Source organism: Roseibium sp. FZY0029, assembly GCF_036350355.1.
In the GTDB taxonomy this organism is placed as follows: Bacteria; Pseudomonadota; Alphaproteobacteria; order Rhizobiales; family Stappiaceae; genus Roseibium.
Genome location: NZ_JAZDVZ010000002.1, coordinates 680989 through 706770, shown reverse-complemented (window position 1 = coordinate 706770; position 25782 = coordinate 680989). Strand labels below are relative to the sequence as shown.

Sequence of the window (25782 nt, the reverse complement as noted above, 5' to 3'; positions counted from 1 at the left end):
CCATGGGCTTACCCGCCAATCTGTCGGCCAGATGGGCCGCTTTCAATGAGCTCAGCCTCGACGATCTCTATGACCTGCTCAGACTGCGCCAGACTGTGTTCATTCTCGAACAGGCTTCGTTTTATGCGGACATCGACGGCAAGGATCAGGCTGCCCTGCATTATCTGATGCGGGAAGGCGAGGCCGGACCGCTTTTGGGAGCGATTCGTCTTTTCGCAGAGCCTGAAAACGCATGCTCCCGTATCGGCAGGGTTGTGATCGCGAAAGCGGGCAGGGGCTCCGGTCTTGGACGTGTCATGATGCAGGCCGGTATCGACAAGGCGGATGCCCTGGCGCCCGGCTGCGTGATTCATGTTTCCGCCCAGTCCTATCTGGAAGCTTTTTACGGGTCTCTGGGGTTTGAGGCGGTCTCCGAAGAATACATCGAGGACGGTATCCCCCACGTCGACATGATCCGTTCTGCCCGCCCGAAATAGCGCTGCCGTCAGGGACAAAGTCCCGTTAGGTGCGGCCAATTGTTACGCCAAACTTGACAGACCACCCTGCTGCCACCACCTGCGGCACGGGAACACGCAGGTTTCGGGAGGTTTTAGACCGGTCTTTCCGTTGAAAGCGCACGGTAACCTCCCTATAACCAACGGTGAGTCAGAACGGGTGAAAATCCCTGTCCGGCACAGCCTGTCGGACGACAAAGAAGGAAGTTTTGATGCCTTGGAGCAATCAGTCAGGCGGCGGTGGCCCCTGGAAAGGTGGCGGAAACAACGGCGGCCCTTGGGGCGGCGGTGGCGGCAACAATAATGGCCCATGGGGTGGAGGCCCCAACCGCGGAGGCAACAACCCGCCGGATCTTGAAGAGCTTCTGAAACGCACCCAGGACCGCATGCGCAACGTCCTTCCAGGCGGTGGCGGCGGTGGTCTGGGCTTCATTGGCGGTGGAATCGTGGTCGGTGTGGCCCTCATCGTATGGCTTGCCTTCGGCTTTTACGTTGTCGATGAAGGTGAAGTCGGTGTCGAGCTGGTGCTCGGCAAGGTTGAGGATCAGACCCCTCCGGGCCTGAACTACAACTGGCCCTATCCGGTGGGTGAGGTTTACACGCCCAAGGTCGAACTGCAGCGTGAAACGACAGTCGGCACCGAAGAAAACGTCAGCAGCTCCGGCGTTGTGCGCGCGCGCGACGTTCAGGAAGAAAGCCTGATGCTGACCGGTGACGAAAACATCGTTGACGTCGGCTTCAAGGTGCTGTGGCGTATTCGGAATACCAACCAGGGTATTTCCGACTACCTATTCAATATCCAGGACCCCGAAGCGACCGTGAAGGCTGTTGCCGAAAGCGCGATGCGTGAGGTTGTCGGCGGTTCGAAGATCGACTCCATCCTGACGGAAAACCGTGTTTCCATTCAGAACGACGTTGCCAGCCTGATGCAGAAGACGCTCGACAGCTATCAGTCGGGCATCGAGATCGGCGAAGTCCAGATGCAGCGGGTAGACCCGCCGGCACAGGTCATCGACGCCTTCCGTGACGTGCAGGCTGCACGTGCCGACGAAGAGCGCATCAGCAACGAGGCCAAGGCCTACGCCAACCGCGTGGTTCCGGAAGCCCGTGGTGAAGCAGCCCGTGTTCTGGAAGCTGCGAACGCCTACAAGGACCAGACGATTGCCGAGGCTACCGGTCAGTCCCAGCGTTTCACCAAGATCTATGAAGAGTATCGGAAGGCACCGGACGTGACCCGCGAGCGCCTGTATCTCGAAACCCTGGAAAAAGTTTTGGGCTCGAACAACAAGATCATCATCGACAGCGACTCGACAGGCTCCGGCGTGTTGCCGTACCTGCCGCTGAATGACCTGAACGGGCGTCAGACCGCCCCTGCACAGCGCGCGGGAGGCAACTGATCATGCGTAGTGGTATTCTTGCAATCGTCCTGCTGATCGCGGCGGTGGTCGCTTATCTCTCGGTGTTCATCGTCAATCCGACCCAGCAGGCACTCGTTCTGCAGTTCGGTAAGATCGTTGAACAGCCGAAGAAGGACCCGGGCCTCTACTTCAAGATCCCGTTCGTTCAGAACGTCGTCTATTTCGACAAGCGCATCCTGAACCTGAATATGCCGCCGCTTGAGCCGATCACCTCGGACAAGAAGCGATTGATTGTTGACGCGTTCGCGCGGTACCAGATTTCCAATCCGGTGCTGTTCTACCAGCGTGTCCAGAACATTCAGACCGCCAACCGGCGCCTATCGACGTTCCTGCAATCCTCGCTGCGGTCCGAAGTTGGCCGGACCAGCTTCGTGGCGCTTGTTCGCGACGATCGTACCGGCGTCATGGAAAACATCCGCCGCGATATCGACGCCAATGCCGAACAGCTCGGCATCGAGGTGATCGACGTGAAGATCCGCCGTGCGGATCTGCCGGACGCCAACTCGCAGGCGATCTATGCCCGCATGCAGACCGAGCGTCAGCAGGAAGCAACTGAAATCCGTGCTCAGGGTGAAGAAGCTGCCCGCAGGATCCGGTCCCGTGCGGATCGTGACGCAACCGTTCTTGTCGCTGAAGCGCGACGGGATTCGGAAATCATGCGTGGTACGGGCGACGCGGAAAGAAACCGGATTTTTGCCGAGGCATTCGGTGCCGATCCGGAGTTCTTTGCCTTCTACCGGTCCATGCAGGCCTATGAGGCAGGATTGCGGTCCGGTGACACCAGCCTTGTGCTGTCGCCGGATTCCAGCTTCTTCCGTTTCTTCAAGGACCCGTCCGGCATCTTGCCGGCTCCGGGCGCCGACGGGAACGGCAGCCAGGGCGTCTCTGACCGGAACCCGTCGCTCGCCGCACAATGAGCGATCTGGTAACGGCGCTTGCCCTAGTGCTGGTGCTTGAAGGAATTCTCTACGCGCTTTTGCCTGGTGGCATGAAGTCCATCATGCGAAGCGCGCTGGAGACACCGGACCAGACCTTGCGGGTCACAGGCCTGATCGTAGCGGTTATCGGCGTATTTCTTGTGTGGATCATTCGCGGATAACGAAAAGTTTTCGGGCGGGAGGCGCAAAATCTTCCCGCCCGTTCTATATTCTGAACCAAGGACCGGAACAAACCTGTCGACTGTCAGCGCATTGACTGCAGTCCAACCGGCCGGGATGAGGAGAAAGCCCTATGGCTCCACAAAGTATTCGCCGTCGGATGACCAGGATCGCCGCAGCTGCGGCTGGCATCTTTATCGGTGGAATGGCAGCTTTTCAGCCTATCGAGGCAGCATACGCACAAGGACCTGTGTCCGTTGCGGATCTGGCGGAAGGCCTTGCGGATGCAGTGGTGAATATTTCTACCGCTCAGACCGTTCAGGGTCGCCGTTCCGTACCGATGCCGCAGGTTCCGGAAGGATCGCCCTTCCAGGAATTTTTTGAAGAATTCTTCAACCGTCAGAACCGGGATGACGACCAGCCGCGGCGCGTTCAGTCGCTCGGCTCGGGCTTCGTTATCGACGGTGAAGCCGGCATCATCATCACCAACAACCACGTGATCGAAGGTGCGGACGAAATCACCGCCAACTTCAACGACGGCACCAAGCTGAAGGCGACGCTTCTCGGCACCGACGAGAAAACCGACCTCGCCGTGCTGCAGGTCGAGCCGACCACCCCGCTGAAGGCCGTGAAATTCGGCGATAGCGACGCCATTCGCGTTGGCGACTGGGTGATGGCCATCGGCAACCCGTTCGGCCTTGGCGGCACGGTGACCGTCGGTATCGTCTCGGCGCGGAACCGCGACATCAACTCCGGTCCCTATGATAACTTCATCCAGACCGACGCCTCGATCAACCGGGGCAACTCGGGCGGACCGCTGTTCGATATGGAAGGCAACGTGATCGGCATCAACACCGCCATCATCTCGCCCTCCGGCGGCTCCATCGGTATCGGCTTTGCGATCCCGGCCAACACCGCCATGAACGTGATCGATCAGCTGCGCAAGTTCGGCGAAACCCGCCGCGGCTGGCTGGGTGTGCGCATTCAGGAAGTCACGGACGAGATTGCCGACAGCCTGGCAATGGACAAGGCCATGGGTGCATTGGTGGCCGGCGTGACTGACGATGGCCCGGCAGCCAAGGCCAAGATCGAACCGGGAGACGTGATCATCAAGTTCGACGGCGAGGATGTCGACACGATGCGCGAACTGCCGCGCATGGTGGCCGAAACGGAAATCGGCAAGGAAGTTGAGGTCACTGTCCTGCGCAAGGGCGAGGAAGTCACCATCAATGTGATCCTCGAGCAGCTTGTCGAGACCGAGGTGGCCGAAGCCAGCGCGACCGAGGACGAACAGCCAGCCGAAAAACCGGTCGAAAAGAGCGAAGTGCTCGGCATGTCGCTTGCTGTTCTCGATGACGCACTGCGCAAGCAGTTCTCCATCGACGAAGACGTCAGCGGCGTTGTGGTGACGGAAGTCACGCCGGGCTCTTCCGCAGAAGAAAAACGGGTGATGGCCGGCGACGTCATCAAGGAAGTCGCTCAGGAAACGGTCGAGACGCCGGAAGACGTCATGGCCGAGATCGACAAGCTGAAAAAAGACAACCGCCGCTCGGCCCTGCTTCTGCTGGCCAACCCGACGGGCGATGTCCGCTTCGTTCCAGTGCGGATCGAGGACAACTGATCCTGCCGAACGTTGGAACGTGAATAAAAAGGGCGCCGCGTGGCGCCCTTTTTTTGTCCGGGTGCGATGACTGCACACTTTTCTTATGATGGACGGCGGGCTGTAATCGAAAGGGCGAGAAGGGGGCATCGGAGCAAGGTGCCCATCCTTCGAGACAGCGCTTCGCGCTTCCTCAGGATGAGGTTGAGGGGGAAGAGCGTTGGGGGAAGGGGCGTGGGGATTGGATATCTAGCGTAGATGTGGCGGCCGGATTTCCCGTGAGATGCAGCCAGGCTGGAGTGCAGGCAAAACCTCGCTGAAGCGCGGTTTTTGGGCCCCTCTCAACATACTCTCCCTCATCCTGAGGAAGGCCGCAGGCCTGTCTCGAAGGATGGGCTGCAAGTGCCCGTGGAGGAGATGATACTCCGGAGGAGCCAGGGGAGACCGCTCATCGGAGGAGGGGGCTGCAAACCGATCAGATCAGAATTGCAGTACCCGTGACCGTCAGCTCAGAACGAAGTCGCTCTCCGCATAACCTTGCAGGTAGAGCAGCGCCGTCAGGTCACCGTGGTCGATGCGGAAGTCGGCGGCGGCGGCGACCGCGGGTTTCGCCCGGTAGGCAACACCGGCGCCGGCGCGTTCGATCATGGCGAGGTCGTTGGCGCCATCGCCGACAGCAAGCGTATCGGCAAAATCAAGACCGCGTTCGGCGACCAGATATTCCAGGCGTGCGCGCTTGGCTTCGCGGCCGAGGATCGGTTCTCCGACCTTGCCTGACAGTTTGCCGTCTTCTTCCAGCAGCGAGTTGGCCTGGTTTTCGTCAAAGCCGAGCAGTGTCGCGACTGCGGAGGTGAAATGAGTGAAGCCGCCCGAGACCAGTGCGCAGTAAGCGCCGTTTGCCTTCATGGTCTGGACCAGCGTGCGGCCGCCCGGCATCAGCTGAATTCGCTTGCTGAGCACTGTTTCAATGGCAGAGACCGGCAGTCCGGTCAGAAGGCCAACGCGCTCGCGCAGGGCTGGCTCAAACTCGATTTCGCCGCGCATTGCCCGTTCGGTGATTTCCGAAATGCGATCCTTCAGGCCAAGTTCTGCCGCCAGCTCATCGATGCATTCCTGGCGGATCATGGTGGAATCCATATCCGCGATCAGCAGGTGCTTGCGGCGGCTCTCTTCCTTCTGCACAAAGACATCGACAGGGGCTCGGCCGATGACTTCGCGCAAGATACCGTCCGCGGCACTTGCATCGAGGCCCTCAAAGCGGATATCCGCTGCGACACCTGCAGAAAGACGCGTCGAGGTTCCGGTAACGCCGAGCGCGTCGGATGCCTGCTGAACCAGATCCTCGTCGACTGCCGGCGCAGTAGGAGTGGACACCAAAGTGGCAACTAAAGACATGGACGGTTCCCTGGAAGACGAAGACGATACGCCTGCATCTGCCAGGCGCGCCATTCTGATAGCCGGGCCGACAGCCAGCGGCAAGTCCGCTTTGGCGTTGTCGCTGGCCAAAAGGCTGAATGGTGTCATCATCAACGCAGATTCCATGCAGCTCTATGAAGACCTGCGGCTGGTGAGCGCTCGCCCCAGCGCCGCCGAGGAGGAAGAAGCGCCTCACCGGCTTTACGGTGTGCTGCCAGCTTCGACTGCCTTTTCGACGGGCGCCTGGTTGCGGCTGGCAGAGCGGGAACTGCGAGCCGCTTGGGCGAACGGGCAGATGCCAATTCTCGTCGGCGGGACGGGGCTCTATTTCAAGGGGCTCACAGAAGGCTTTGCGGAGATGCCGGATATTCCGCTGGAGATCCGGACCCGGGCGCGCGCCATTGCCGACGCCGGCGGCGTGGAGGGGCTGAAGCAGCAGCTGATTGCCGGGGGCGATCCGACATCCGCCGAGACACTGGCCGATCCGCAACGTCTTGCCCGCGCCCTGGAAGTGTTGCTCGCGACCGGCCGCCCGTTGAAGGCGTGGCAACAGGAGGCTCAGTCATCGCCGCTTCTGGCGCCACAGGCATGCTACAGGATCGTTCTGGCACCGCCGCGGCCCTGGCTGCACGAGCGCATCGAGCAACGGGCCGGACTGATGGTCAGTGAAGAAGGCTTCAGGGAAGTGCGGGAGCTGCTGGAAAAGGGCCTATCGGATAAGTTGCCGGCCATGCGCGCAATCGGCGTGCCGGAACTCGGCGCCTATCTTGCCGGAGAGGCCGATTATGCAGAAACGATCCACAGGCTGACTGTTGCAACGCGTCAATACGCAAAACGTCAGGAAACCTGGTTTCGCAACCAGATGGCCGATTGGCAACGGGTTGATCCTTCAAACCTAATCCAGATGGAGACCGTTCTCCGAACGATTTGACGGCTCATCGTCAACTTCTGATGTGTGCGGTGCAGCAGTGGTGTGAGCGTAACTCGTTGGTATTACGAATATATTTTTTCCAAAATTGATCTTATACTTTTGTCTGCCATCGCATTGGCACAATTCAGGGTTACAAGGCTCTCATGCTTTCAGTGGCGGGATTCGCCGCTGCGCACACGGCCTGACGAAATCCTAGACCGGGAGGACACGGTGCAGACGATCATACTCGAATGCGGTTCAGTGCGGCTCGTTCCTTTCAAGCCAACCGATATTCATCTCGTCAAGGACCTCCATTCCGACCCTTACGGCAACCGGTGCACGGAATATTCCACCAACTGCACCGTTGTTGATGCGGAAGAACTGGTGAGATCTGCCCAGCAGACTCAGGATGATCTTGGCTTCGCCAAATGGAAGGCGGTGTCTTCGGATGGTGCATTCCTTGGCTGGGCCGGTTTCACGCCCGTCAGCGAAACTTCCGAAATCAGCCTGAACTATTGTCTGCGTCTCGATTTGCTGGAAGAGGATCCGGATCTGCCCAAGCGCCTTTGCGCTGCGTTGGCGAACTGGTTCTTCGAAAACACCTATTTTTCCCACCTCGTCGCGGTGGTGCGCACCGACAACCGTACAATGCGCGAAGTGGTCAAGAGCAACGGGTTCTATCACCGCGAGAGCAAGGTGATTGAAGGCATGCAGGCGGATGTGTTCCAGCTGCTGAGCCCGTCCATGCAGTCTTATTTGATGAGCGCTTAGTGCTTTCCCAGGTTTTGACCGTCACCGGAAAATATGGTTGGACCGTGCCTGCCACGGTCCTTTTTTTGAAAGAACTCCCTTTTGAAAACGCCCATTCTAACAACCGACAGACTGCGCCTGGTGCCCTTTACTGAAGATGATTTTGCTCTGCTGCAGGATCTGCACTCCGACCCGGAGGTGAACCGGTATCTGTCGCCGGGACTGGCCATCATGGATCCGGAAGAAGTGCGGCGCCGACTTGCTAATTACATCGGCGACCACCGCCTGACCGGCATATCCAAATGGAAGGTTGAGACGATTGACGGGACCTTCATCGGGCGGGCAGGGTTCTCCTTCCTGAGCGAACCGGAAGGCTACGAACTCGCCTACAGCCTGAAACGATCAACCTGGGGGCAAGGGTATGCGAGCGAAATTGCGCGGGCCCTCGTCGGATGGTTCTTCGATACATTGCCGTACGATCATCTGCTTGCTTTTGCGGTTGCCGAACATGAGGCGTCGCAGCAGGTGATGCGCAAGGCGGGACTGCATTTCTGGCAGGAACGCGAACAGGATGGGCTACCTTGCCGATTCTACCGGATCTCGCGCCAGCAATATCTTCAGTCTGTGGGACTGTCCGCGACCGGCTGAATGCTGGCGGTTCGGCCTGTTTTCAGGCACCTGCAACTTTCAAGGCCGCAGGCAGGGCGGCGGCCGTCACCGTTTCGGCCAGAGCCTCATCCGACATGGCCCGTGCGGTGGTCAGTCCTCCGATCAGGATGCTGAGAAAGGCCCAGGCGCGGTTTTCCCGTTCTGATGGGCTTCCCTCCCTCAGACCGTCTGCGATCAGGTCCGCAATGGTCTTCATCTTGCTGTCGTAGAGGTTGCGAGTCTCGGGTTTGGCGCGTGCAACATCGGGCGACAGCGCGGTCATCGCGCACCCGCAGGCACGATCTTTCCGGTGCGGGCTGCCGAGATAGTATTTCGCAAAAGCCTCGATCCATTTTTCGCCGTAGCGGTCTCTGTAGTCCGGAATGGTGGCGATCACCTCATCCAGCCCCTGCTCCAATGCGGCGTGAAAAGCGCCGTCCTTGGAGCCGAGGTGGGCGTAAAACGCGCCGGAGGTTGCACCGGCCGCCTTGGCGATCGCATCAACGCCGACCCCCGAAAAACCTTCGCTCCGGAAGGCCCGGCTGGAGGCGGCAAGCAGAGCCTTCTGTGTTTCTGCTTTGCGAAGTCGTTGTTTTGCCATGCGGTTCTCTCGCTCAAAGAACGATCGTTATATAAATATTGACAACATAACGATCGTTACATAAATAGGGTGTGTCAGAAAATATAACGAACGTTATATTTAATAGAGAGGAACGAACATGCCACTTGCATTGAATTACACCCAAGGCGTCATGACGGAGGAAGCCGGTCTGACGGCCGGCAGGAAAATCACCGAAGCTTTCCTGAAATGGCATGGGCTTGGCGGCAACAAGGTCATGACACCAAATGTCACCATGCAGATCCAGGCGTTGCCGAAAAACGGCGCCCTGTCTGGCGGAGAGCCGGTGGAGGGAGCCTGGCTGGAGTGCAAGACACCCAGCTTTGCGCTGGCCGCGCGCGACATTCAGGTTGGCTTCTTCAAGGAAGCGACCGACATCATTGCCACGGCCGCCGAAGGCCGTTTGCCGGTGGATCGCATTTATTCAAATGTGGTGCATACGGTGGACGGAACCTGGAATCTGGACGGGGAAGCCATGACCAACAGCCAGCTTTCCGATCGGATCTCACAGGGCTGACGATTCAAAGCGGATTGAAAAAGGGCCGCTTCTGCGGCCCTTTGATTGATTGATTGAGGTTCTTTTTCCTGCCAACTACGAGTCAGGATTTCAGGCGCCTGGCCCGGTGCTGGTGTTGGTGCTGATGCGATATGCGCGGAGAAACCGTTTCAATTGTCGGGGGTGGGTGAAGACATAGCGCTCGCCTGAGAACTCCGCCACGCTTTCCAGATCTCGTTCCCGCCGCGACTGCCTGTAATTGAGAACGAACTTGAAAAACGGCCAGTCGAACCGCTCCAGGCAGCCGTCCGGCAACTCGCCGCCGCGTGTGCCGCCGCGGCCAAGAAGGGATCGTTTCAGCACTCTTGTCGCGCAGACAGGCGTCGAAAAATCCAGATAGATCAGTGTATCGGCTGCCTTGAGACGAAGATCCAGGGTGCTGCCGTAGTTGCCATCCATGATCCAGCGCGGGCGCGCGATGAGCTCTTCCATGATGGCGTGCCAGGTTTCAGGGGACGGGCGCTGCCAGCCTGGCTGCCAGTAGTGAGTATCCAGATGAATGACCGGCAAACCGGTCAGGGCGCTCAAGGTTCTGGCGGCACGGGATTTGCCAGCGCCCGGGCACCCGGCGATCACCACGCGCTTCATCTTTCCGGCCATGCAAAGGCGTTCCATCTGGTCGGCCTCCCCACAAAACAAAGCCTCCTGTACCTTACCGGAAAACCAGTGGCACAGGAGGCTTTTCACGTCTTGGACGGCAGCGTTCCGCTTTCAGTTGAGTGAAAACAGAAGGTCTTTCCGGCGTCAGACGGCGGCAAGTGCGCCCGGGTTGCCGGTCTGCTGGCGCAGGGCCAGCTTGTTCATTGCCGATACATAAGCACGGGCAGACGCAACGAGCGTGTCGGTGTCGGCTCCCTTGCCGGTGGCGATCCGGCCGCCGGCTTCCAGACGAACGGACACTTCGGCCTGTGCGTCTGTGCCCTCGGTCACCGCATGCACCTGGTACAGCGACAACTTCGCTTCGTGCGGCACGATTGCCTTGATGGCGTTGAACGTGGCATCGACCGGGCCGTCCCCGGTGGCTTCCTTGGTGACGTGCTGGCCGTTGACGTCCATGGTCAGGATCGCCTTCTGTGGGCCGCCCGTGCCGGCGATAACCGTCAGCGCGATCACCTTGGTGCTTTCGCCCAGGACGCTGATCTCGTCCTCGACCAGGGCTTCGATGTCCTCGTCGTAAACGTGTTTCTTGCGGTCGGCGAGGTCCTTGAAACGGCGGAAGGCGTCCTGCAGGGCGTTGTCGCCCAGTTCGAAGCCCAGTTCCTTCAGCTTGTCGCGGAAGGCGTGACGGCCGGAATGCTTGCCCATGACCAGCGACGTCGCTTTCACCCCGACGTCTTCCGGACGCATGATTTCATACGTCTCGGCGTTCTTCAGCATGCCGTCCTGGTGGATGCCGCTTTCATGCGCAAACGCGTTCTTGCCGACGATGGCCTTGTTGTACTGGACCGCGAAACCGGAAGCGCCGGCCACCATCTTGGACGCACGGACCATGAACTTCGGATCGATCTGGGTCATGTAGGGCAGAACGTCGGCGCGGGTGCGGATCGCCATGACGATCTCTTCCAGAGCGGCGTTGCCTGCGCGTTCACCCAGGCCATTTATGGTGCATTCGATCTGACGCGCCCCGCCGGCAACACCGGCCAGAGAGTTGGCAACCGCCAGGCCCAGGTCATTGTGGCAGTGCACCGAGAAGATCGCCTGATCGGAATTTGGCACGCGCTCACGGATCTGCTCAAACATGGACTTGTATTCGTCCGGGGTGGCATAGCCGACCGTGTCCGGCAGGTTGATGGTGGTGGCACCGCATTTGATGGCAGCTTCCACGCAGCGGCACAGGTAGTCGATCGGCGTGCGCGTTGCGTCCATCGCGGACCATTCGACATCGTCGATCAGGTTGCGTGAGCGGGTAACCGTGTCGGTGATGATCTCCAGCACCTGCTCTTCGTTCTTGTTCATCTGGAACTTCAGATGGATCGGAGAGGTGGAGACGAAGGTATGGATACGGCCCTTGCCGGCGTGTTTCACGGCTTCGCCGCAGCGGTCGATATCGGCATGGATAGCGCGGGCGAGACCGGCAATGACGGAGTTTTTCGACCGTTTGGCGATTTCGCTGACGGCTTCAAAGTCGCCGTTGGAGGCAATCGGGAAGCCGGCTTCGATGATGTCGACACCCATGTCGTCGAGAATTTCCGCGATCTGCAGCTTTTCTTCCAGCGTCATGGAGGCGCCGGGCGATTGTTCGCCGTCGCGCAATGTGGTGTCGAAGATCCGGACCTGGTCCTTCTCGGAGGTGGCAGTCATGTCGTTTCGTCCCTGGCTTGGATCGGGCCTTAGGTCGCTCGGGTAAGAATAGGCGTGGCGCGATCCGATGGTCGTGATGCGGTTTTTTGAAAACTCTCCCCTAAGTGCCCGTTCCGCCTAATGACAAGCGAAGCAGCCGACGCTCAGGGGCATCTAAGAAGGAGGAGATCGCCAAGTAGAATGAGGCCGCCGCGCTGAGCCAGCGCGTTGCGAGAAGATCCAGAGATGTCGCGAACCGCGATCATGGGTCTGTCTTGGCCTTTGGTCGTCTTTTCAACTGGTCCGCCAAGCGTGGCGCAAAAGCGTGACCTGACGGTTAATGGGGATTGTTCATAAGTCAGGATGAACCATGATGCAACCAGCTTTTCCCAAGCTTGCACATTTGGCAAAGCCCACACTTCGGATTTTCACGCCTTATGTCTGGCTTCAACCGTTTCTGGCAACCGGCATCGGGGCATCGGCGAATTTGGCCTGGATCTTCTCCACTTCCTTCCTTTTGCCCAGGAAGGCGGCAACGCACTCCGGATCGAAATCGCTGCCGGCCTTGTCTTCCAGAAAACGGAAAGCCTGTTCGTTGGTCCAGGCGGACTTGTAGGGGCGTTCCGTTGTCAGGGCGTCGAAAACGTCGGCAACGGCCGCAATCCTGCCAACCAGCGGGATCTCGTCACCGCGCAAGCCGTGTGGATAGCCGCTGCCGTCCCAGCGCTCGTGGTGTGTCGCGGCAATCTGGGTCGCCACCTGCAGCAACCGGCAGCTTGAGCCCTGAAGAATACCGGCACCGATCTCCGTGTGCCGGTTGATCTCCTCGCGTTCCTCCGGGGTAAGGGGGCCGCGTTTGCGCATGATCCGGTCCGGGATGCCGACCTTGCCGATGTCGTGCATCGGTGCGGCCATCTTGAGGTCGTGTCGGAAATCCATGCTCATGCCGAGTTCTTCCGCGATGAGTTCGCAGAAGTTCGCCATGCGCAGGGTATGCATGGCCGTGTCGAGGTCCTTGTACTCGGATGCAAGGATCAGCCGGTGAACGATTTCCTCGCCCCGTTTCCGGAGTTCCGTCGTTGCCCTGTCGACTTCCTCCTTCAGCCATTCCGCCCGCATCGACAGCTTGCGCTGCGCCTCGGCCAGTTTGGTGAGGTTCCGGACGCGGGCCTTGAACTCCACGATCTCCAGCGGCTTGTTCAGAAAATCGACGGCACCGGACGTCAGCGCCTCGATCCGGATATCCCGGTCTTTGTCGGCCGTCACGATCACCATGGGCTTGTCGGTATGCGCGGGGTGCTGATGGACTTCCTTGATGAGCTCTATGCCGTTGAGGTGCGGCAACAGATAATCGACGATCCCGACGTCGAACTCGATCGTGTCGAGCGCGGCAATCAGGTCGAGAGGGTTGTTGAAGCTGATGGCGTGGCAGCCGTGGATACGTTCCACGAGCCGCTCCATGATCATGCGGTTGGTCGGATCGTCTTCGACCAGCAGAATGCGGAAATCGGTGTCGGCAAGCGGTGTATCGGTCATATCGCTATCTTCCGGTATCGGTTCTTTGCTTTTTCCAGTTCCACGGTCAGGCGTGTCTCCTGATTGGGAGTGTCGATGCTGGTTCGAAGCGCCTCGGCCGTTCGTGTGAGGGCCGTAAAGCCGAGGTTGTCCGACGCGCCTTTCAGCGCGTGCAGCAGCCGGTCGTATGTCTCTGCATCACCTTCTGCCGCTGCCTTGGTGATCTGCGGGACGAGTTTGTCCGCATGCTCGAAAAACTCGTTCAGAAGGGATTGGAAGACGTCTTCGCCCAGTTCTTCCAGCAGTTCTGCACGCCTGGCGTCGCCCGTTTCGTCTCCTGCGAGGTGAACCACGTTGGCGCGCGGCAAGAAGGCATCGGGTTCTGCCGAGGTTTCCGGTTCACAAGCGGCCGAAACTCCCGATGCCGTGATGGCCGGCCCGGTGACGTCAATTGCTGAAAGATGGGAAGGTCCGTGTGCGCGCAAAATGGCAGCGAACCGCTGGAAGGTGACCGGCTTGGACTCGAAGCCGTTCATGCCTGCGTCCAGACAGTCCTGTCGGTCCTGGTCCGACGCATTGGCCGTCATTGCGACAATTGCCAGCCTGTCGAAGGGCGCCCCGAGCTTGCGAATGAGGCGCGTTGCCGCGATGCCGTCGAGATCCGGCATCTGCACGTCCATCAACACGAGGTCGAAGGCCGCATTGCGCACCTGTTTGATCGCCTGCCTGCCATCGCAGGCAATGGTGACGTCCTGGCCCAGCTTTTCCAGCAATTTCGCCGCGACCCGCTGATTGATGGCATTGTCTTCCACCAGCAGGACCCGCAGGCGCGGTATCGGGCCGGACAGCGCCGCGTCCTCCTCTGGTGCGCCTGGTATGCAGGCAGGCGCTTTTGCCCGTTGAACCGGTATGGTGAAGCTGAAGGTCGCTCCTTCACCAGGCGTGCTGGAAACGCCAATCGTGCCCTGCATCGCCTCAACGATCTGCTTGCAGATGGCAAGGCCGAGGCCAGTGCCTCCAAAGCGCCGGCTGATCGAGGAATCGACCTGGTGGAAAGCCGTGAAGAGTTGTTTTTGTGCTTCTGAAGCGATGCCGATACCGGAGTCCCTGACGCTGACATTAAGCTCGAGCGTTTCGTCAGTGACATTGCTGGCTGTCACCTCAAGCCAGACGGAACCGTTCTCGGTGAACTTGACGGCGTTCGACAGCAGATTGAGCAGGACACGCTTCAGTCGGGTGGGATCACTCTTGATGAAGGCGCCGTCAAGGGCAGGGTCGATGTGCAGCTTCAGCTCGTTGTTCTGCTCAAGGACCTGCCCTTCAACGACGGCTGCCGTATCGCGCACCAGGTCATCGAGCCTGAAGATGATCTCCTCCGATTGTTGCGATCCATATTCAATCTTCGCGTAATCAAGGATTTCATTGATCATTTCCAGCAAGGCCCTGCCAGACCTCGTAATGGTGCGCACGTAACCGCTTTCTTCCGCCGGAAGGGGCTTTTGCGCCAGAAGTTCGGCCATGCCCAAAATGCCGTTCAGGGGCGTTCGAATTTCGTGTCCGATGGTGGCCAGAAAGGCTGACTTGGCCTTGTTGCCTGCTTCGGCTGCCTCGTAGGCTCTTTCGAATTCCGCAGCGGCCTTGTTCATGCCCTCACGGGTCTGCTTCACGATTCGGACCTGAACAAGCATGTGGAAGGCCAGGAAGAGTGCGGCAACAACGATTGCGAACATGAAGAGAAAGGCCAACATCTGCCCTTGAAAGACATCGTTGCGCGCGTCGGCGCGTGCTTCGGAAATCGTTGCGTTCGTGCGGACCAGAAATTCGTTGGTGGCGAAGCGAATTTCCTCCAGCGTTGCCGCGACCGGCGCAAATTCGACACCGGTATAGTTCTTGTTTGCGGCGATGCCGTTGAACACTGGTTCAATGGCCAGGATCTTGTCCTCAATGCTCGCGAGCCTGGTTCTGAAGTTCGGGCTCTGTTCGAAGAAGATGTTGTATTTGGAGTTGGCAAGAACCGTGAGGCGTGAATAGAGGATGTCGTATCGCGTCACCAGATCGCGCGGTGCCACGGCTTCTTCTGCTGCTTCCACGCCAGCATCGGCGATACGATGCGAGACACGCTGCACCATTTCGAAGACTGCCCGAGTCTCGCGATCAAGCTGATAGACCGCCCAGATAGCATCTTCGCGGATGGCATCGTGCAATTCGCCTTCCCGTTTCACCAGCATGGAAAAGATGGCAAGGACCGTACAGACAAGAAAGATCTGGACGGCGAGTACGAACTTCGTCGCCCGGGCTGCCTGTTCGACGGCCTTACCGCCTATTTCGAGCTGGTTCTTCACTCGACAACTTCAACTTCACGGATCTGCCAGACCGACCGGGAAAAGTATTTCTCGTTGAAGAGTTCCGGGTTGGTGTCGAAGGGATAGATCAGGAAGACCGGACCCTTGTTGCGAACGGACATATGCTCGCCGTTCATTTTCGTCGCCAGCATGGTGTCGTAAGTCTCAGCGTCTTCCATCGGGACTTCGGCGCTGTAGTCGTTGAGTGCCTTGACGATCAGTTTGGAGCCACGCGCGCCGACTTTCTCAAGAACCGCGCGCAGTTTCGGGCCGGAAAAGGCGGTGGTCCCGTCAGTCCAGGGCGTCTCGAGCGTCTTGGAGAGGCCATCGAGGCTTTCCAGCATCTCCATGTCAAATTCGGCGCTGTCACCCTTGTTGGTGTTTTCGATATTCCCGGTGACAACGAGGATGACATCGCCGGATGGAGCTGGAAGATTAGCTGCCTGTGCAGCCTCGCACAGCAGGAGTGCCCCTGCTAGGAAGCTTAGTAAAGTCCTCATGGCGTTTCCCGTTTTCTTATGTATTACTGTTATTTTTGACAGTAATTTTTATTTTTTCTCCTATAGGAACTTTGATACATGATGAGCCTTTAATCAAATGCAAATTGATTGGGCAAATATCCAGTTAAGTTCATTTGATAAAGTAATCGTCTTTTGAAATTTTGTTATATTATTCAAAGTCTAAGGTAGGGTCGAGCGACTGCCGGTTCGTTCAACTGTTGCTCGTGAATACTGTCATCCAAAAACCTGACATCTGACAGGAATGCAGAGGCTCGCGGCCGGAACTGCTTCGACCTTTTGCGAGGTCGCCCGGCCGCCGCTGTCGGTCGGGCTGTCAGAGGCCATCTCTTTCCGTCAAGCGCCCTCGCCACTGACCAGTTCAGCCAGCCTGCCGAAGCAGCCGTTCCACCCGCCACCGACACCGCGGCGGGCATCTTCGGTCTTGATCGCTTCGTGACGCAGCTTGACCTCGGTCGCCTTGCCTACCTGGGTAAAGGTCACGGAGACTTTCGATGTATCGGTCGCTTCCCGTGTGCCGTCGGCGAATTCAAGAACGTGTCGCCAGGAGAACTCAAGGCGGTGCGGCGCATCGATGGTCAGATATTCGCCTTCGAAGTGGATCTGTTTTTCCAGGGTCTTCTCGATGACGAAACACCAGCGCCCGCCAACCTGAAGGTTGATTTCAGCGGACACCAGTCCGCCGGATTTCGGCACGAACCAGCAACGGACCTCATCGGGCTCGGTGAATGCCCGGAACACGCGGTCCGGATTGGCCCGGAAAAGCCCTTCCACAAGCACCGGTTCCTGACCCGGCGAGGACTGCAGATAGGTGGCAGCTTGCTGATCAGCCGTCATTTTTCATTCTCCTTGGCAAGGTGACGGGCGAGGGAGTCGAAACGGTCGATCCAGAAAGCTTCATATTTGCTGAGCCAGTCGACGGCTTCCTTGATGGGCGCGCCGCGCAGGCGGCAATGACGGGTGCGGCCACGTTTTTCGATATCGACCAGCCCGGCATCCGAGAGAACCCGCAGGTGTTTGGACACCGCCGTCAACGACATGTCGAAAGGTTCGGCAAGTTCCGACAGGGAGGTTTCGCCGTCGGCAAGCCGGGCGACGATCGCGCGGCGGGTTCCGTCGCTGAGTGCTGCAAAGGTGGCATCGAGCTGCGGTATGTCTGTCGCCATCATAAAGTGAACCTTTTGGTTGACTGTTCTTTCGTTCTATTATAGTCAACTAATTGGTTGAGTAAATGGGTGGTGTGTGAGACCCGCTCAAATTCATCCCGGTCAAACGCGCGGCGTTTGCAAACCCGATGCGCCGGTTAAAACCGGTCTGACAGCAAGTGGAGTGAAGGACATGAAGTTATATACAGCAGATATTTCGCCCAATTGCCGCCGTGTCGAGGCGGTGCTCCACCATCTCGATCTCTATGATGAGGTCGACGTGTGCCGGTTGAACCTGCTGGCAGGCGAACATATGAGCAGCGATCTGAGCGCCAGCAATCCCAACGTGAAGGTGCCTACGATTGTCATGGGTGACATGAACCTTTGGGAAGCCAATCCGACGATGATCTATCTGTGTGACAGGGCCGGGGCTGAAGGGTTCTGCCCGACTGACCCCAAATCGCGCTTTGAAATCCTGCGCTGGATGTCCTGGGAAGCGCAGCATTACAACCGGGCGATCGCCGAAATCACCTGGGAGACGATGGTCAAGCCGCTGTTCGGCATGGGAGAGCCGGACGAAGCCAAAATTGAATCTGCCGGCCACAACTTCCACCGTTTCGCCGCTGTTCTGAACTCCCATCTGGAGGGGAGGTCCTACATGCTTGGCGACAGCGTGACCGCGACGGACTTTGCCGTTGGGGCTTACTCCGCGTTGGCGTCAAATCCGCTCTCCAGGGTCCCGCTGGACGATTATGCCAATGTCACGGCCTGGTATCAGCGGCTTGAAGCCGTGCCGGGGTGGGCGGCAACCGCTCCGATACGCTTGATGGAAGCCGCGGAATAAACGGTTGCGCGGCAGCCTGTTCCGGCCGCCGCGGCTATCCTCAATCTTAAGCGGTCACAGGTTCTGACCGCCGGAGACTTCAATGCGCTGGCCGGTCATCCAGCCGGTATTGCCGCTCAAAAGGGCCGTGACAGCCCCGCCGATATCGTCCGGAAGACCGGCGCGGCCCATGGCCGTCATGGCGGCGACGACCTTGTTGACTTCCGGATTGTCGCGCACGGCACCGCCACCGAAATCCGTCTCAATGGCACCGGGCGCTAGCGTGTTGACGGCGATGTGCCGGGCCCCCAGCTCCTTGGCGAGATATCGGGTCAGCACCTCCACCGCGCCTTTCATCGTTGCGTAGGCGGAATATCCGGGCAGGGAGAAGCGGGTGAGGCCGGAGGAAACGTTGAGAATGCGTCCACCATCGGCAATCAGGGGCAGCAAGTGCTGCGTCAGAAAGAAGACGCCCTTCACATGAACATTCATCAACTGGTCGAAGTCGGCTTCCGTGGTCTCAGCGAAAGGCCTGTGGATGCCGGTGCCGGCGTTGTTGACCAGAAAATCGAAATTCTCGCGTTGCCAGGTTTGTTGAAGCGCTGTTTGCAACGCAGCCGTAAATGCCGGGAATCCGGCCGTGTCAGCGGTATCGAGTTGCAAGGCGACAGCCCTGGCACCCAGCGCTTCAACTTCGGCAACCACCTGTTTGGCCTCGTCCTCGCTGGCTCTGTAAGTCAGAACTGTGTCGATGCCACTCTTGGCAAGATGCAGCGCCGTGTTGCGGCCAAGGCCGCGGCTGCCGCCTGTGATGAGCGCGATTTTGGGGGATGGGGTCATGGCATTTTCTCCAGAAGTACGGGGTTTGATGTCATCGACCCTGAAATAATCCGTCTCGAGCAGCGATGTGTGCCGGTTTCTCCAGAAGACCTGCCTGTTTCTCCAAACCAGAGCAGTTGAATGGTTGCCATCTCCAACTGGCGAGCGTATCGCTGGGGTTTCAGGGGAGCGAACCATGCCGCCAGACGAGTTGATCCGGAAACTAGTCGCATTTGCTGACGATCACGGAGCGGGTGGAGACCCGTTTCCCGTAGGTGCGGGCGGCATGACATTGGTGCGTCAACGCCAGCCAACCTTGATTTACCCTGTCGTCTACCGGCCGATTTTCTGCCTGGTTCTCCAGGGCGAGAAACAGACTTATTTCGGATCGCAAACCGTCCGGTTCGGCGCCATGCAGTCGCTGATTGTCGGGCTGGACCTGCCGGCGCAAGCGCGGGTGGTAAGCGCCAGCCGTACCGAGCCTTATGTCGCGCTGGCTCTTCCACTGGATATGGCCCTTGTCCGTGAACTGGCTCTGGAGATCGACCGGCCAGGCAAATCGTCTCCGGCTTCCGGGGCGGTGGCAAGCGGAAGGGCGGATGCGGCTATCGTCGATGCCATGCGGCGCATGTTCGAGCTTTCGCAGATGCCTGAGGCCGGCAAGGTCTTGCTGCCGCTGCTTCTGCGGGAGATCCATTATTGGCTTCTGACGGCGAAACACGGCGCCATCCTGCGCCAGGTTGCCGAACAGGACAGCCATGCCGCGCGCATTGCCAGGGTCATCGCCGGTATCCGCCGGGACATCGCCGCGTCCCTGCGGGTCGATGATCTGGCTGGCGACGCGGGCATGAGCGTGTCGGCCTTCCACGCGCATTTCAAGGAATTGACCGGCACCAGCCCGCTGCAGTTTCAAAAACAGTTGCGGCTCATGGAGGCGCGCAGGCTTCTGCAGGCGGAAAAACTGTCCGTCTCCCGGGCTGCGTTTCAGGTGGGTTATGAAAGCCCGACCCAGTTCAGCCGTGAATACTCCAGGCATTTCGGGTTGCCGCCGCGCGCAGACAAGGCGCATGGCCCCTCCCAGGCGGCGCTTTGACCGTCAGCGAGCGAACCGGTTTTTTCTAGATGAACAACTCGCCTCTTGCGACCATCGTCGCCTGACCGCCAATCCTGACCGCATGCATCTTGCCGCCCTCGATGTCGATTTCCAGATCGATCAGAGACGGACGCCCCATCTCGAAGCCCTGTTCGATGCGGATATGGTGCGTGCCGTTGGGCAGGTCGTCATAATAATCGACGACACCGGCAAAAGCCGCGGCAGCCGAACCTGTTGCGGGATCTTCGGGAATGCCCATGTCGGGTGCAAACAGGCGGGCGTGGAAGGCGCTGTCATGGGAGCGGGTCTCCCGGCAATAGACGTAGGCGTCGGTGTGGCCGTTCTTGCCGAAGCCGGCGTTCCACATGGCAGGCATCGGCTTGGCCCGCGACAGCGCATCGAGATCACGTACCGGCACAAAGGTGAAAGCCGGGCCGACGCGGAAGCGGGAAGGGCCGTGGTTTTCGAAGCCGATGTCGCTGGGCTCCAGATTGAGCGCAGCGGCGATCAGCTCGATGTTGTGGGTCGGTCCGGCGGGTTCCGGCAGGCTTGGAACGTCGAACTCGGCAAAGGCGGCGGCATGCTCGCGCAGGATCACTGCGCAGCGCACCGTGCCGATCTGCTGCTTCAGAACGACAACGGCGTCCTGTTCGCCCGAAATCTCGCCAAAGCGTTCGGTTGCCAGAAGAATGGCCGTGCCGACTGTCGGGTGACCGGCAAAGGGCAGTTCCATCTTTGGGGTAAAGATCCGCATGGTGGCCGAATGGCCGGGCTTTTCCGGCGGGAAGACGAAGACCGTCTCGGAGAGATTGAACTCACCGGCGATCTTCTGCATCTGCTCGTCGCTCAGGCCCTCGGAGTCCAGAACCACCGCCAGGGGGTTCCCGGCAAGGGTCGTGTTTGTGAAGACATCCAGGATCGCATAGCGGCGGCTCATACTTCTTTTCTCCCTGAAACCGCCTGCCTGCCTTCAAAGGAAGCCGGGCAAGGGGCTCGAATGCTGTAAAACAATCAACCTGTCCTCAACGGACGGCCCCAGTCAAACCCAGGGTGCCGGGTTCAAAGGTGAGCGGACTTTTGCATTTTCAGGCAAGTCCTGCCAGTGCTTAGTGCGTATTCTTGGTGAACAAAATATTGCCGTTCCCGGCCGCTTTGCCCTGCGCCAGTCATGGCAGCAGATATTCGCCAAGCGAGCGGGCGTAGGGCACAATGGCACTGTCCGCCAGGTCCGCGCGCGTGCGGATGATGCGTATGTCCGCCAGTTCCTGTTCTTCGGATGCCTCGGAGAAACGCAGGATCTCCGTGCGCAGTTGTTCAGCGGGACGAGGTACGTCCATCACCTGACCGATGGAAATCCGCCAGCCGTCGAAAGTCACCAGCAGTTCCGCTGGCCGGACATCCTCTGGCTTCAGGCCGGTTTCCTCTGAAAGTTCCCGGTAGATCGCCCCGACGACATCGACCTTGCCGTCTTCGGTAAGATCGGTCGGGTCGAGATTGCCACCGGGCGGATAGATCATCCCCGCCGTCGCCGTTTTCCCGGACATCACGCCGTAGAGCAATGCGCCCTCGGATGAGCGCAAGATGGCGGAGCCGAAAAGATTGTACGAGGTTGGATCGGGAGCGCCCCAGTCGCGCCACGCCAGAAACGCGGCGAAGGAACACTCCGCGCAGGTGCCGTTGAAGGTTCCGTCGTTGAACTCATATCCGGTCAGCTTCATCGTGCGGCCATTCCACAGCAGCGGAATGCGCTTCCTGGCGTCCTCGAAATACGCATTGATGGCCTCCGCATGCGCGCTTTCGAAGGCCCAGGGTTTGTTTGAAACCTCGATGTTCAGCTTATCAACCCGGTAAACTGTCGGTGCCAGCGGTTTTTCCATCAAGGGAATGTCCTTGCGGGGTGACATCTCGCTTGGCCGTGTAGCCAGGGTCTTGAACCCGCGCTTTTCATAAAACGGGCCTGCATGGGCGTCGCTTTCCAGGTAAAGGCGGCTCAATCCCTGGCGGTGAGCATGGTCTTCGGCGCGCTTCAGCAGAAGATCGCCAATGCCCTGGCGCTGGGCTTCGGGGGCAACAAACAGGAAGTCGATAAGGAGGGTATCTTCGCTTTGGGGAGATAGCCCTGAAAAGGCGACCGGAAGGCCGTTCCGCTCTGCGACGGTCAACGTCAGCGACCGGATGGTTGCCTCGGAAATCTGCCAGTATTCGCGAAACTCCGCCATCTTCTCCTCCGGATAGCCCCAGGAGGCCTTGGCGCGGTGGAGAATATCGGTGAGGGCGGGGATATCGGCCTCGGTGGCCGGGCGCAGTTTCAATGGCATGGGCAGTCCAGTAGGTTACGTCCCGGACAGCCCTAGCCAGACATTGTGAAAGTTACAAGGCAGCAGGCCTCGTTTAGGTCTGCTTGATGAACGTGCCGTTCTGCAGTTCGGTGACGGCCTGTATCAGTTCCTGGCGCGTGTTCATCACGATCGGTCCGTGCCAGGCGACGGGTTCCTTGATCGGGGCGCCGGAAACGAGCAGGAAGCGAATGCCTTGCTCTCCCGCCTGAACCACGATCTCGTCTCCGGACCCGAAGATCACCAGAGAGCGGTTGCCGGTCTCGTCGCGGATCTTCAGTTCCTCGCCGCCGAATTCCTTCTCCGTCAACACACCGAACGGGTCTGATGCCCCCTCGAAAGTTCCCGAGCCCTCGAAGATATAGGCGAAGGTCTGCTTGTAGGTGTCGACCTTGAAGCGCTTCTTCTGACCGGCCGGTACGTGGATGTCGAGATACTGCGGATCGGCGGCAATGCCGTCGACCGGGCCGCGCTTGCCCCAGAATTCGCCACAGATGATCCGGGCCGAAGTGCCGTCGTCGTCGGTCACAACCGGGATCTCTTTTGAAGCGACATCCTGGTAGCGTGGTGCTGTCATCTTCAGCGAGGAGGGCAGGTTTGCCCAGAGCTGGAAACCGTGCATGCGGCCGTTGGTGTCGCCCTTCGGCATTTCCTGATGCATGATCCCGCGTCCGGCGGTCATCCACTGGACGTCACCCGCCCCCAGGTTGCCGCTGTTGCCCAGGCTGTCGCCATGTTCAACGGTGCCGGCCAAAACGTAGGTAATGGTCTCGATGCCGCGATGCGGATGCCAGGGAAAGCCCTTCAGGTAGTCTTCGGGGCGTTCGTTGCGGAAATCGTCGAGCAGAAGGAACGGGTCCAGCATTTCAGGGTCCTGAAAACCGAAGACCCGCTCCAGCCGGACGCCAGCGCCTTCCAGGGTCGGTTGCGTGCTGCCAATGTGCGTTACGGGACGGATGGACATGATCTTTTCCTGCTTCGAATTGAGTTCGATTTGACTGGAAGATAGTGGTTTGGCGGGCAAAACCTAGTCGCGGGTCCGCAGACGCAGTGTTTCGTCAGACGAAACAGTGATGTCGCCAACCGGAATCCCTGCAAAGGACCGTGGCGTCGGCCACTGGCTTGCATCTTGCGGCCTGTCCGCCCACATGCGAGTGTGCCCGCCTGTTTGGCCGTCTGGTCAAATCCCCATTTCCGAACCGGTTGAAACGATGGCTCCGATACTTTCCGTCCGCAACCTGGAAAAAACCTACGATGGTGGTTTCCAGGCTCTCAAATCCGTGTCTCTGGATATCCAGCAGGGAGAGGTGTTTGCGTTGCTCGGGCCGAATGGCGCCGGCAAGACGACCCTTATCAGCACGATTTGCGGTCTTGTGCGGCCGACCTCCGGCAGCATCCACGTATGCGGTCATGACGCCTTGAGCGAATACCGCGCCGCCCGTCAGATGATCGGTCTGGTGCCGCAGGAAATGCCCACGGCGCCCTTCGAGATGGTGGGGGATACGGTGGCCTTCAGCCGCGGTCTGTTCGGCATGAAACCGGATCCGGCGCGGATCGAAAGCATCCTCAAGGACCTGACGCTCTGGGACAAGCGCAACAACCCGATAATGGCCCTGTCCGGCGGCATGAAACGCCGTCTTCTGGTCGCCAAGGCGCTGGCACACGAGCCGAAGATCCTGTTTCTGGACGAGCCCACGGCCGGCGTGGACGTGGAACTGAGACATGACATGTGGCGCATCGTGGGCGAATTGAAGGACAAAGGCGTCACCATCATCCTGACGACACACTACATCGAGGAAGCCGAGGAAATGGCCGACCGTGTGGGGGTGATCAACAAGGGTGAAATCATTCTGGTTGAGGAAAAGGCGGAACTGATGCGCAAGCTCGGGCGCAAGTTGCTGTCGCTCAGCCTCACCGAACCTCTCAGCGAGATCCCGGGCAGCCTTGCCCACTATGACCTGAAGCTCGAGGACGAAGGGCGCAGTCTGGTCTATACCTACGATACACAGGCGGACCGCACCGGCATCACCTCGCTTCTGACCGACCTCTCTCAGGCCGGTGTCCGCTTCCACGATCTGCAGACCGACCAGTCGTCGCTGGAGGATATCTTCGTCGGCCTGGTCAGTCAGGGGTGAGGCGGAAATGGAAAAAGACTTCACCATCCGCGAGGCGGTACTTGCAGACAGCACGGCCCTGACCGATCTGTGCATGCGCTCCAAGCAGTCGAACGGTTACGACGACGCCTTCATGGCGATGTGCGCCGAAGAACTGAAGGTCCGCGACAGCTGGATCGAGGATGATGATTTCTGGCTGGCGCAGGATGCCGACGGGCGACCGGTCGGCTGTATTCGACTGTCCACGGGTGAGGATGGCGAGACGGGCGAACTGGAAACCTGTTTTGTTGACCCTGCCTGGCAGGGGCGGCGCGTTGGCCGGGCGTTGTTCGACATGCTTCACCAAAGGGCACAGGATCTGGGGCTGGTCAGGATCGGTCTCGATGCGGATCCCTTCGCCGAACCCTTTTATGCCCGCATGGGCTTCAAGACCATTGGCCGGTCACCATCCGGTTCGATCCCGGGGCGTACATTGCCCCGGATGGAACTCCTTCTGACATCGGGGCAGCAGCGCACATGAATTTCGAAGCGATCAAAGTCATTTATCTGACGGAAATGGCGCGCACCCGCCGCACGATCATGCAGAGCATCATCTCGCCGGTGATCTCCACGGTGCTTTATTTCGTCGTCTTTGGAGCGGCCATCGGCTCGCGGATTTCCGAAGTCGACGGCGTCAGCTACGGCGCCTTCATCGTTCCCGGGCTGATCATGTTGTCGCTGATGACACAGAGCCTGTCCAACGCATCGTTCGGCATCTATTTCCCACGGTTCACGGGAACGATCTTCGAGGTGCTGTCAGCTCCGGTGTCGTTTCTGGAAATTACCGTCGCCTATGTCGGCGCGGCGGCGACGAAGTCCATCCTGGTCGGTCTGATCATTCTCATTACGGCGAGTTTTTTCGTACCCCTGGAAATCCAGCACCCGGTGTGGATGGCGGCGTTCTTTCTCCTGACGGCCATCACCTTCGCGCTGCTCGGCTTCATCATTGGCATCTGGGCTGATAACTTCGAAAAACTGCAATTCGTCCCGCTGTTGATCGTCACGCCTCTGGCTTTTCTGGGCGGCAGCTTCTATTCCATCAACATGTTGCCGGAGATCTGGCAGAAGATCACGCTGATCAACCCGGTGGTCTACCTGATTTCGGGCTTCCGCTGGAGCTTCTATGGTCAAGCGGATGTCAGCTTGTGGCTGTCTCTGCTGGCAACCATGATCTTTCTTGGCGGGTCTCTGGCCGTCGTACATTGGATTTTCAAGACCGGTTACCGCCTCAAGGCATAAGGTCCGGCCGA

At 59.2% G+C, this 25782-nt stretch carries 27 protein-coding genes; 14 read left to right on the top strand and 13 right to left on the bottom strand.

The features are described from left to right. Positions 1-2 precede the first annotated feature (2 nt). From V1T76_RS07840 to V1T76_RS07820, 5 genes are all read left to right on the top strand, one after another. The gene (locus V1T76_RS07840) at positions 3-476 is read left to right on the top strand and encodes a GNAT family N-acetyltransferase (protein ID WP_330560099.1); all 474 of its coding nucleotides are present in this window, start codon (positions 3-5) and stop codon (positions 474-476) included. A 230-nt stretch (positions 477-706) separates the two neighbouring features. Next, positions 707-1891 (top strand): FtsH protease activity modulator HflK, encoded by a 1185-nt coding sequence (gene hflK / locus V1T76_RS07835; protein ID WP_330560098.1) that lies wholly within the window; start codon positions 707-709, stop codon positions 1889-1891. A 2-nt stretch (positions 1892-1893) separates the two neighbouring features. Then, positions 1894-2829: a protease modulator HflC gene (gene hflC, locus V1T76_RS07830; RefSeq protein ID WP_330560097.1), complete on the top strand. Its 936-nt coding sequence runs from the start codon at positions 1894-1896 to the stop codon at positions 2827-2829. After that, positions 2826-3011 carry a DUF2065 domain-containing protein gene (locus V1T76_RS07825; RefSeq protein ID WP_006935889.1) on the top strand — a complete coding sequence of 62 codons (186 nt, stop codon included), beginning with the start codon at positions 2826-2828 and terminating at the stop codon, positions 3009-3011. Before hflC ends, V1T76_RS07825 begins: the two co-directional genes overlap by 4 nt. Before the next feature lie 131 nt (positions 3012-3142). Beyond that, the gene (locus V1T76_RS07820) at positions 3143-4630 is read left to right on the top strand and encodes a DegQ family serine endoprotease (RefSeq protein ID WP_442970092.1); all 1488 of its coding nucleotides are present in this window, start codon (positions 3143-3145) and stop codon (positions 4628-4630) included. A gap of 483 nt (positions 4631-5113) precedes the next feature. Here V1T76_RS07820 and serB read toward each other — a convergent pair whose 3' ends face one another. Next, positions 5114-6004 carry a phosphoserine phosphatase SerB gene (gene serB, locus V1T76_RS07815; RefSeq protein ID WP_330560096.1) on the bottom strand — a complete coding sequence of 297 codons (891 nt, stop codon included), beginning with the start codon at positions 6002-6004 and terminating at the stop codon, positions 5114-5116. Here serB and miaA point away from each other — a divergent pair. From miaA to V1T76_RS07800, 3 genes are all read left to right on the top strand, one after another. Further along, complete coding sequence (gene miaA, locus V1T76_RS07810) at positions 5988-6956, top strand: tRNA (adenosine(37)-N6)-dimethylallyltransferase MiaA (RefSeq protein ID WP_442970091.1); 969 nt, start codon at positions 5988-5990, stop codon at positions 6954-6956. The two genes, serB and miaA, sit on opposite strands and share 17 nt — an antisense overlap. A 210-nt stretch (positions 6957-7166) precedes the next feature. Continuing rightward, positions 7167-7706: a GNAT family N-acetyltransferase gene (locus V1T76_RS07805; protein ID WP_330560095.1), complete on the top strand. Its 540-nt coding sequence runs from the start codon at positions 7167-7169 to the stop codon at positions 7704-7706. A gap of 81 nt (positions 7707-7787) precedes the next feature. After that, positions 7788-8333, top strand: coding sequence for a GNAT family N-acetyltransferase (locus V1T76_RS07800; RefSeq protein ID WP_330560094.1), 546 nt, complete (start codon positions 7788-7790; stop codon positions 8331-8333). Positions 8334-8355: 22 nt separating this feature from the next. Here V1T76_RS07800 and V1T76_RS07795 read toward each other — a convergent pair whose 3' ends face one another. After that, positions 8356-8934 carry a TetR/AcrR family transcriptional regulator gene (locus V1T76_RS07795; RefSeq protein WP_330560093.1) on the bottom strand — a complete coding sequence of 193 codons (579 nt, stop codon included), beginning with the start codon at positions 8932-8934 and terminating at the stop codon, positions 8356-8358. Positions 8935-9052: 118 nt separating this feature from the next. On the opposite strand from V1T76_RS07795, the gene V1T76_RS07790 reads away from it, so the two are divergent. After that, complete coding sequence (locus V1T76_RS07790) at positions 9053-9469, top strand: 4-oxalocrotonate tautomerase (RefSeq protein ID WP_330560092.1); 417 nt, start codon at positions 9053-9055, stop codon at positions 9467-9469. A 90-nt stretch (positions 9470-9559) separates the two neighbouring features. Here V1T76_RS07790 and V1T76_RS07785 read toward each other — a convergent pair whose 3' ends face one another. The 7 genes from V1T76_RS07785 to V1T76_RS07755 all read right to left on the bottom strand — a co-directional run bounded on the left by V1T76_RS07785 (position 9560) and on the right by V1T76_RS07755 (position 17332). After that, positions 9560-10123 (bottom strand): adenylate kinase, encoded by a 564-nt coding sequence (locus V1T76_RS07785; RefSeq protein WP_330560091.1) that lies wholly within the window; start codon positions 10121-10123, stop codon positions 9560-9562. Between the two features lie 129 nt (positions 10124-10252). Beyond that, entirely contained in the window at positions 10253-11809 is a 1557-nt protein-coding gene (locus V1T76_RS07780) for a 2-isopropylmalate synthase (protein ID WP_330560089.1), read from the bottom strand. A 426-nt stretch (positions 11810-12235) separates the two neighbouring features. Then, positions 12236-13324 carry an HD domain-containing phosphohydrolase gene (locus V1T76_RS07775; protein ID WP_006935870.1) on the bottom strand — a complete coding sequence of 363 codons (1089 nt, stop codon included), beginning with the start codon at positions 13322-13324 and terminating at the stop codon, positions 12236-12238. After that, positions 13321-15645: an ATP-binding protein gene (locus V1T76_RS07770; RefSeq protein WP_330560088.1), complete on the bottom strand. Its 2325-nt coding sequence runs from the start codon at positions 15643-15645 to the stop codon at positions 13321-13323. The genes V1T76_RS07775 and V1T76_RS07770 overlap by 4 nt, the downstream gene beginning before the upstream one ends. Then, positions 15642-16145, bottom strand: coding sequence for a molybdopterin-dependent oxidoreductase (locus V1T76_RS07765; protein ID WP_330560087.1), 504 nt, complete (start codon positions 16143-16145; stop codon positions 15642-15644). Before V1T76_RS07765 ends, V1T76_RS07770 begins: the two co-directional genes overlap by 4 nt. Positions 16146-16499: 354 nt before the next feature. Beyond that, positions 16500-17000, bottom strand: a complete 501-nt coding sequence (locus V1T76_RS07760; protein ID WP_330560086.1) for an SRPBCC family protein — start codon at positions 16998-17000, stop codon at positions 16500-16502. Next, on the bottom strand, positions 16997-17332 hold the full coding sequence (locus V1T76_RS07755; protein ID WP_330560085.1) for an ArsR/SmtB family transcription factor: 336 nt from the start codon (positions 17330-17332) through the stop codon (positions 16997-16999). Before V1T76_RS07755 ends, V1T76_RS07760 begins: the two co-directional genes overlap by 4 nt. A gap of 169 nt (positions 17333-17501) precedes the next feature. On the opposite strand from V1T76_RS07755, the gene V1T76_RS07750 reads away from it, so the two are divergent. Further along, positions 17502-18152, top strand: coding sequence for a glutathione S-transferase family protein (locus V1T76_RS07750; protein ID WP_330560084.1), 651 nt, complete (start codon positions 17502-17504; stop codon positions 18150-18152). Between the two features lie 54 nt (positions 18153-18206). Here V1T76_RS07750 and V1T76_RS07745 read toward each other — a convergent pair whose 3' ends face one another. Beyond that, positions 18207-18971 (bottom strand): SDR family NAD(P)-dependent oxidoreductase, encoded by a 765-nt coding sequence (locus V1T76_RS07745; RefSeq protein ID WP_330560083.1) that lies wholly within the window; start codon positions 18969-18971, stop codon positions 18207-18209. A gap of 175 nt (positions 18972-19146) precedes the next feature. Here V1T76_RS07745 and V1T76_RS07740 point away from each other — a divergent pair, with 175 nt between their 5' ends. After that, positions 19147-20043, top strand: coding sequence for an AraC family transcriptional regulator (locus V1T76_RS07740; RefSeq protein ID WP_330560081.1), 897 nt, complete (start codon positions 19147-19149; stop codon positions 20041-20043). 25 nt (positions 20044-20068) lie between these two features. Here V1T76_RS07740 and V1T76_RS07735 read toward each other — a convergent pair whose 3' ends face one another. The 3 genes from V1T76_RS07735 to V1T76_RS07725 form a co-directional block, all read right to left on the bottom strand. Then, a complete protein-coding gene (locus tag V1T76_RS07735; protein ID WP_006935861.1) occupies positions 20069-20980 on the bottom strand; it encodes a PhzF family phenazine biosynthesis protein in 912 nt (303 codons plus the stop codon). A gap of 229 nt (positions 20981-21209) precedes the next feature. Continuing rightward, on the bottom strand, positions 21210-22361 hold the full coding sequence (locus V1T76_RS07730) for a GNAT family N-acetyltransferase (protein WP_330560080.1): 1152 nt from the start codon (positions 22359-22361) through the stop codon (positions 21210-21212). A 73-nt stretch (positions 22362-22434) separates the two neighbouring features. Then, a complete protein-coding gene (locus V1T76_RS07725) occupies positions 22435-23343 on the bottom strand; it encodes a pirin family protein (protein WP_330560078.1) in 909 nt (302 codons plus the stop codon). A 247-nt stretch (positions 23344-23590) separates the two neighbouring features. On the opposite strand from V1T76_RS07725, the gene V1T76_RS07720 reads away from it, so the two are divergent. Genes V1T76_RS07720 through V1T76_RS07710 form a run of 3 tightly spaced genes read left to right on the top strand, consistent with a single transcriptional unit; the run spans position 23591 to position 25771 of the window. Next, on the top strand, positions 23591-24514 hold the full coding sequence (locus V1T76_RS07720; protein WP_330560077.1) for an ABC transporter ATP-binding protein: 924 nt from the start codon (positions 23591-23593) through the stop codon (positions 24512-24514). Positions 24515-24521: 7 nt separating this feature from the next. After that, positions 24522-25013, top strand: coding sequence for a GNAT family N-acetyltransferase (locus V1T76_RS07715; protein ID WP_330560076.1), 492 nt, complete (start codon positions 24522-24524; stop codon positions 25011-25013). Then, positions 25010-25771: an ABC transporter permease gene (locus tag V1T76_RS07710; RefSeq protein WP_330560075.1), complete on the top strand. Its 762-nt coding sequence runs from the start codon at positions 25010-25012 to the stop codon at positions 25769-25771. The genes V1T76_RS07715 and V1T76_RS07710 overlap by 4 nt, the downstream gene beginning before the upstream one ends. Positions 25772-25782: the final 11 nt, after the last annotated feature.

Bases quoted from the DNA above. Each gene is read 5' to 3' on its own strand.
- V1T76_RS07725 (WP_330560078.1), bottom strand. From the start codon at position 23,343: ATGTCCATCCGTCCCGTAACGCACATTGGCAGCACGCAACCGACCCTG.
- hflC (WP_330560097.1), top strand. From the start codon at position 1,894: ATGCGTAGTGGTATTCTTGCAATCGTCCTGCTGATCGCGGCGGTGGTC.
- V1T76_RS07780 (WP_330560089.1), bottom strand. From the start codon at position 11,809: ATGACTGCCACCTCCGAGAAGGACCAGGTCCGGATCTTCGACACCACA.
- V1T76_RS07785 (WP_330560091.1), bottom strand. From the start codon at position 10,123: ATGGAACGCCTTTGCATGGCCGGAAAGATGAAGCGCGTGGTGATCGCC.
- V1T76_RS07790 (WP_330560092.1), top strand. From the start codon at position 9,053: ATGCCACTTGCATTGAATTACACCCAAGGCGTCATGACGGAGGAAGCC.
- hflK (WP_330560098.1), top strand. From the start codon at position 707: ATGCCTTGGAGCAATCAGTCAGGCGGCGGTGGCCCCTGGAAAGGTGGC.
- V1T76_RS07720 (WP_330560077.1), top strand. From the start codon at position 23,591: ATGGCTCCGATACTTTCCGTCCGCAACCTGGAAAAAACCTACGATGGT.
- V1T76_RS07825 (WP_006935889.1), top strand. From the start codon at position 2,826: ATGAGCGATCTGGTAACGGCGCTTGCCCTAGTGCTGGTGCTTGAAGGA.
- V1T76_RS07820 (WP_442970092.1), top strand. From the start codon at position 3,143: ATGGCTCCACAAAGTATTCGCCGTCGGATGACCAGGATCGCCGCAGCT.
- V1T76_RS07750 (WP_330560084.1), top strand. From the start codon at position 17,502: ATGAAGTTATATACAGCAGATATTTCGCCCAATTGCCGCCGTGTCGAG.
- V1T76_RS07775 (WP_006935870.1), bottom strand. From the start codon at position 13,324: ATGACCGATACACCGCTTGCCGACACCGATTTCCGCATTCTGCTGGTC.
- V1T76_RS07730 (WP_330560080.1), bottom strand. From the start codon at position 22,361: ATGCCATTGAAACTGCGCCCGGCCACCGAGGCCGATATCCCCGCCCTC.
- V1T76_RS07710 (WP_330560075.1), top strand. From the start codon at position 25,010: ATGAATTTCGAAGCGATCAAAGTCATTTATCTGACGGAAATGGCGCGC.
- V1T76_RS07755 (WP_330560085.1), bottom strand. From the start codon at position 17,332: ATGATGGCGACAGACATACCGCAGCTCGATGCCACCTTTGCAGCACTC.
- V1T76_RS07760 (WP_330560086.1), bottom strand. From the start codon at position 17,000: ATGACGGCTGATCAGCAAGCTGCCACCTATCTGCAGTCCTCGCCGGGT.
- V1T76_RS07715 (WP_330560076.1), top strand. From the start codon at position 24,522: ATGGAAAAAGACTTCACCATCCGCGAGGCGGTACTTGCAGACAGCACG.
- serB (WP_330560096.1), bottom strand. From the start codon at position 6,004: ATGTCTTTAGTTGCCACTTTGGTGTCCACTCCTACTGCGCCGGCAGTC.
- V1T76_RS07795 (WP_330560093.1), bottom strand. From the start codon at position 8,934: ATGGCAAAACAACGACTTCGCAAAGCAGAAACACAGAAGGCTCTGCTT.
- V1T76_RS07765 (WP_330560087.1), bottom strand. From the start codon at position 16,145: ATGAGGACTTTACTAAGCTTCCTAGCAGGGGCACTCCTGCTGTGCGAG.
- V1T76_RS07735 (WP_006935861.1), bottom strand. From the start codon at position 20,980: ATGAGCCGCCGCTATGCGATCCTGGATGTCTTCACAAACACGACCCTT.
- V1T76_RS07840 (WP_330560099.1), top strand. From the start codon at position 3: ATGGGCTTACCCGCCAATCTGTCGGCCAGATGGGCCGCTTTCAATGAG.
- V1T76_RS07745 (WP_330560083.1), bottom strand. From the start codon at position 18,971: ATGACCCCATCCCCCAAAATCGCGCTCATCACAGGCGGCAGCCGCGGC.
- V1T76_RS07740 (WP_330560081.1), top strand. From the start codon at position 19,147: ATGCCGCCAGACGAGTTGATCCGGAAACTAGTCGCATTTGCTGACGAT.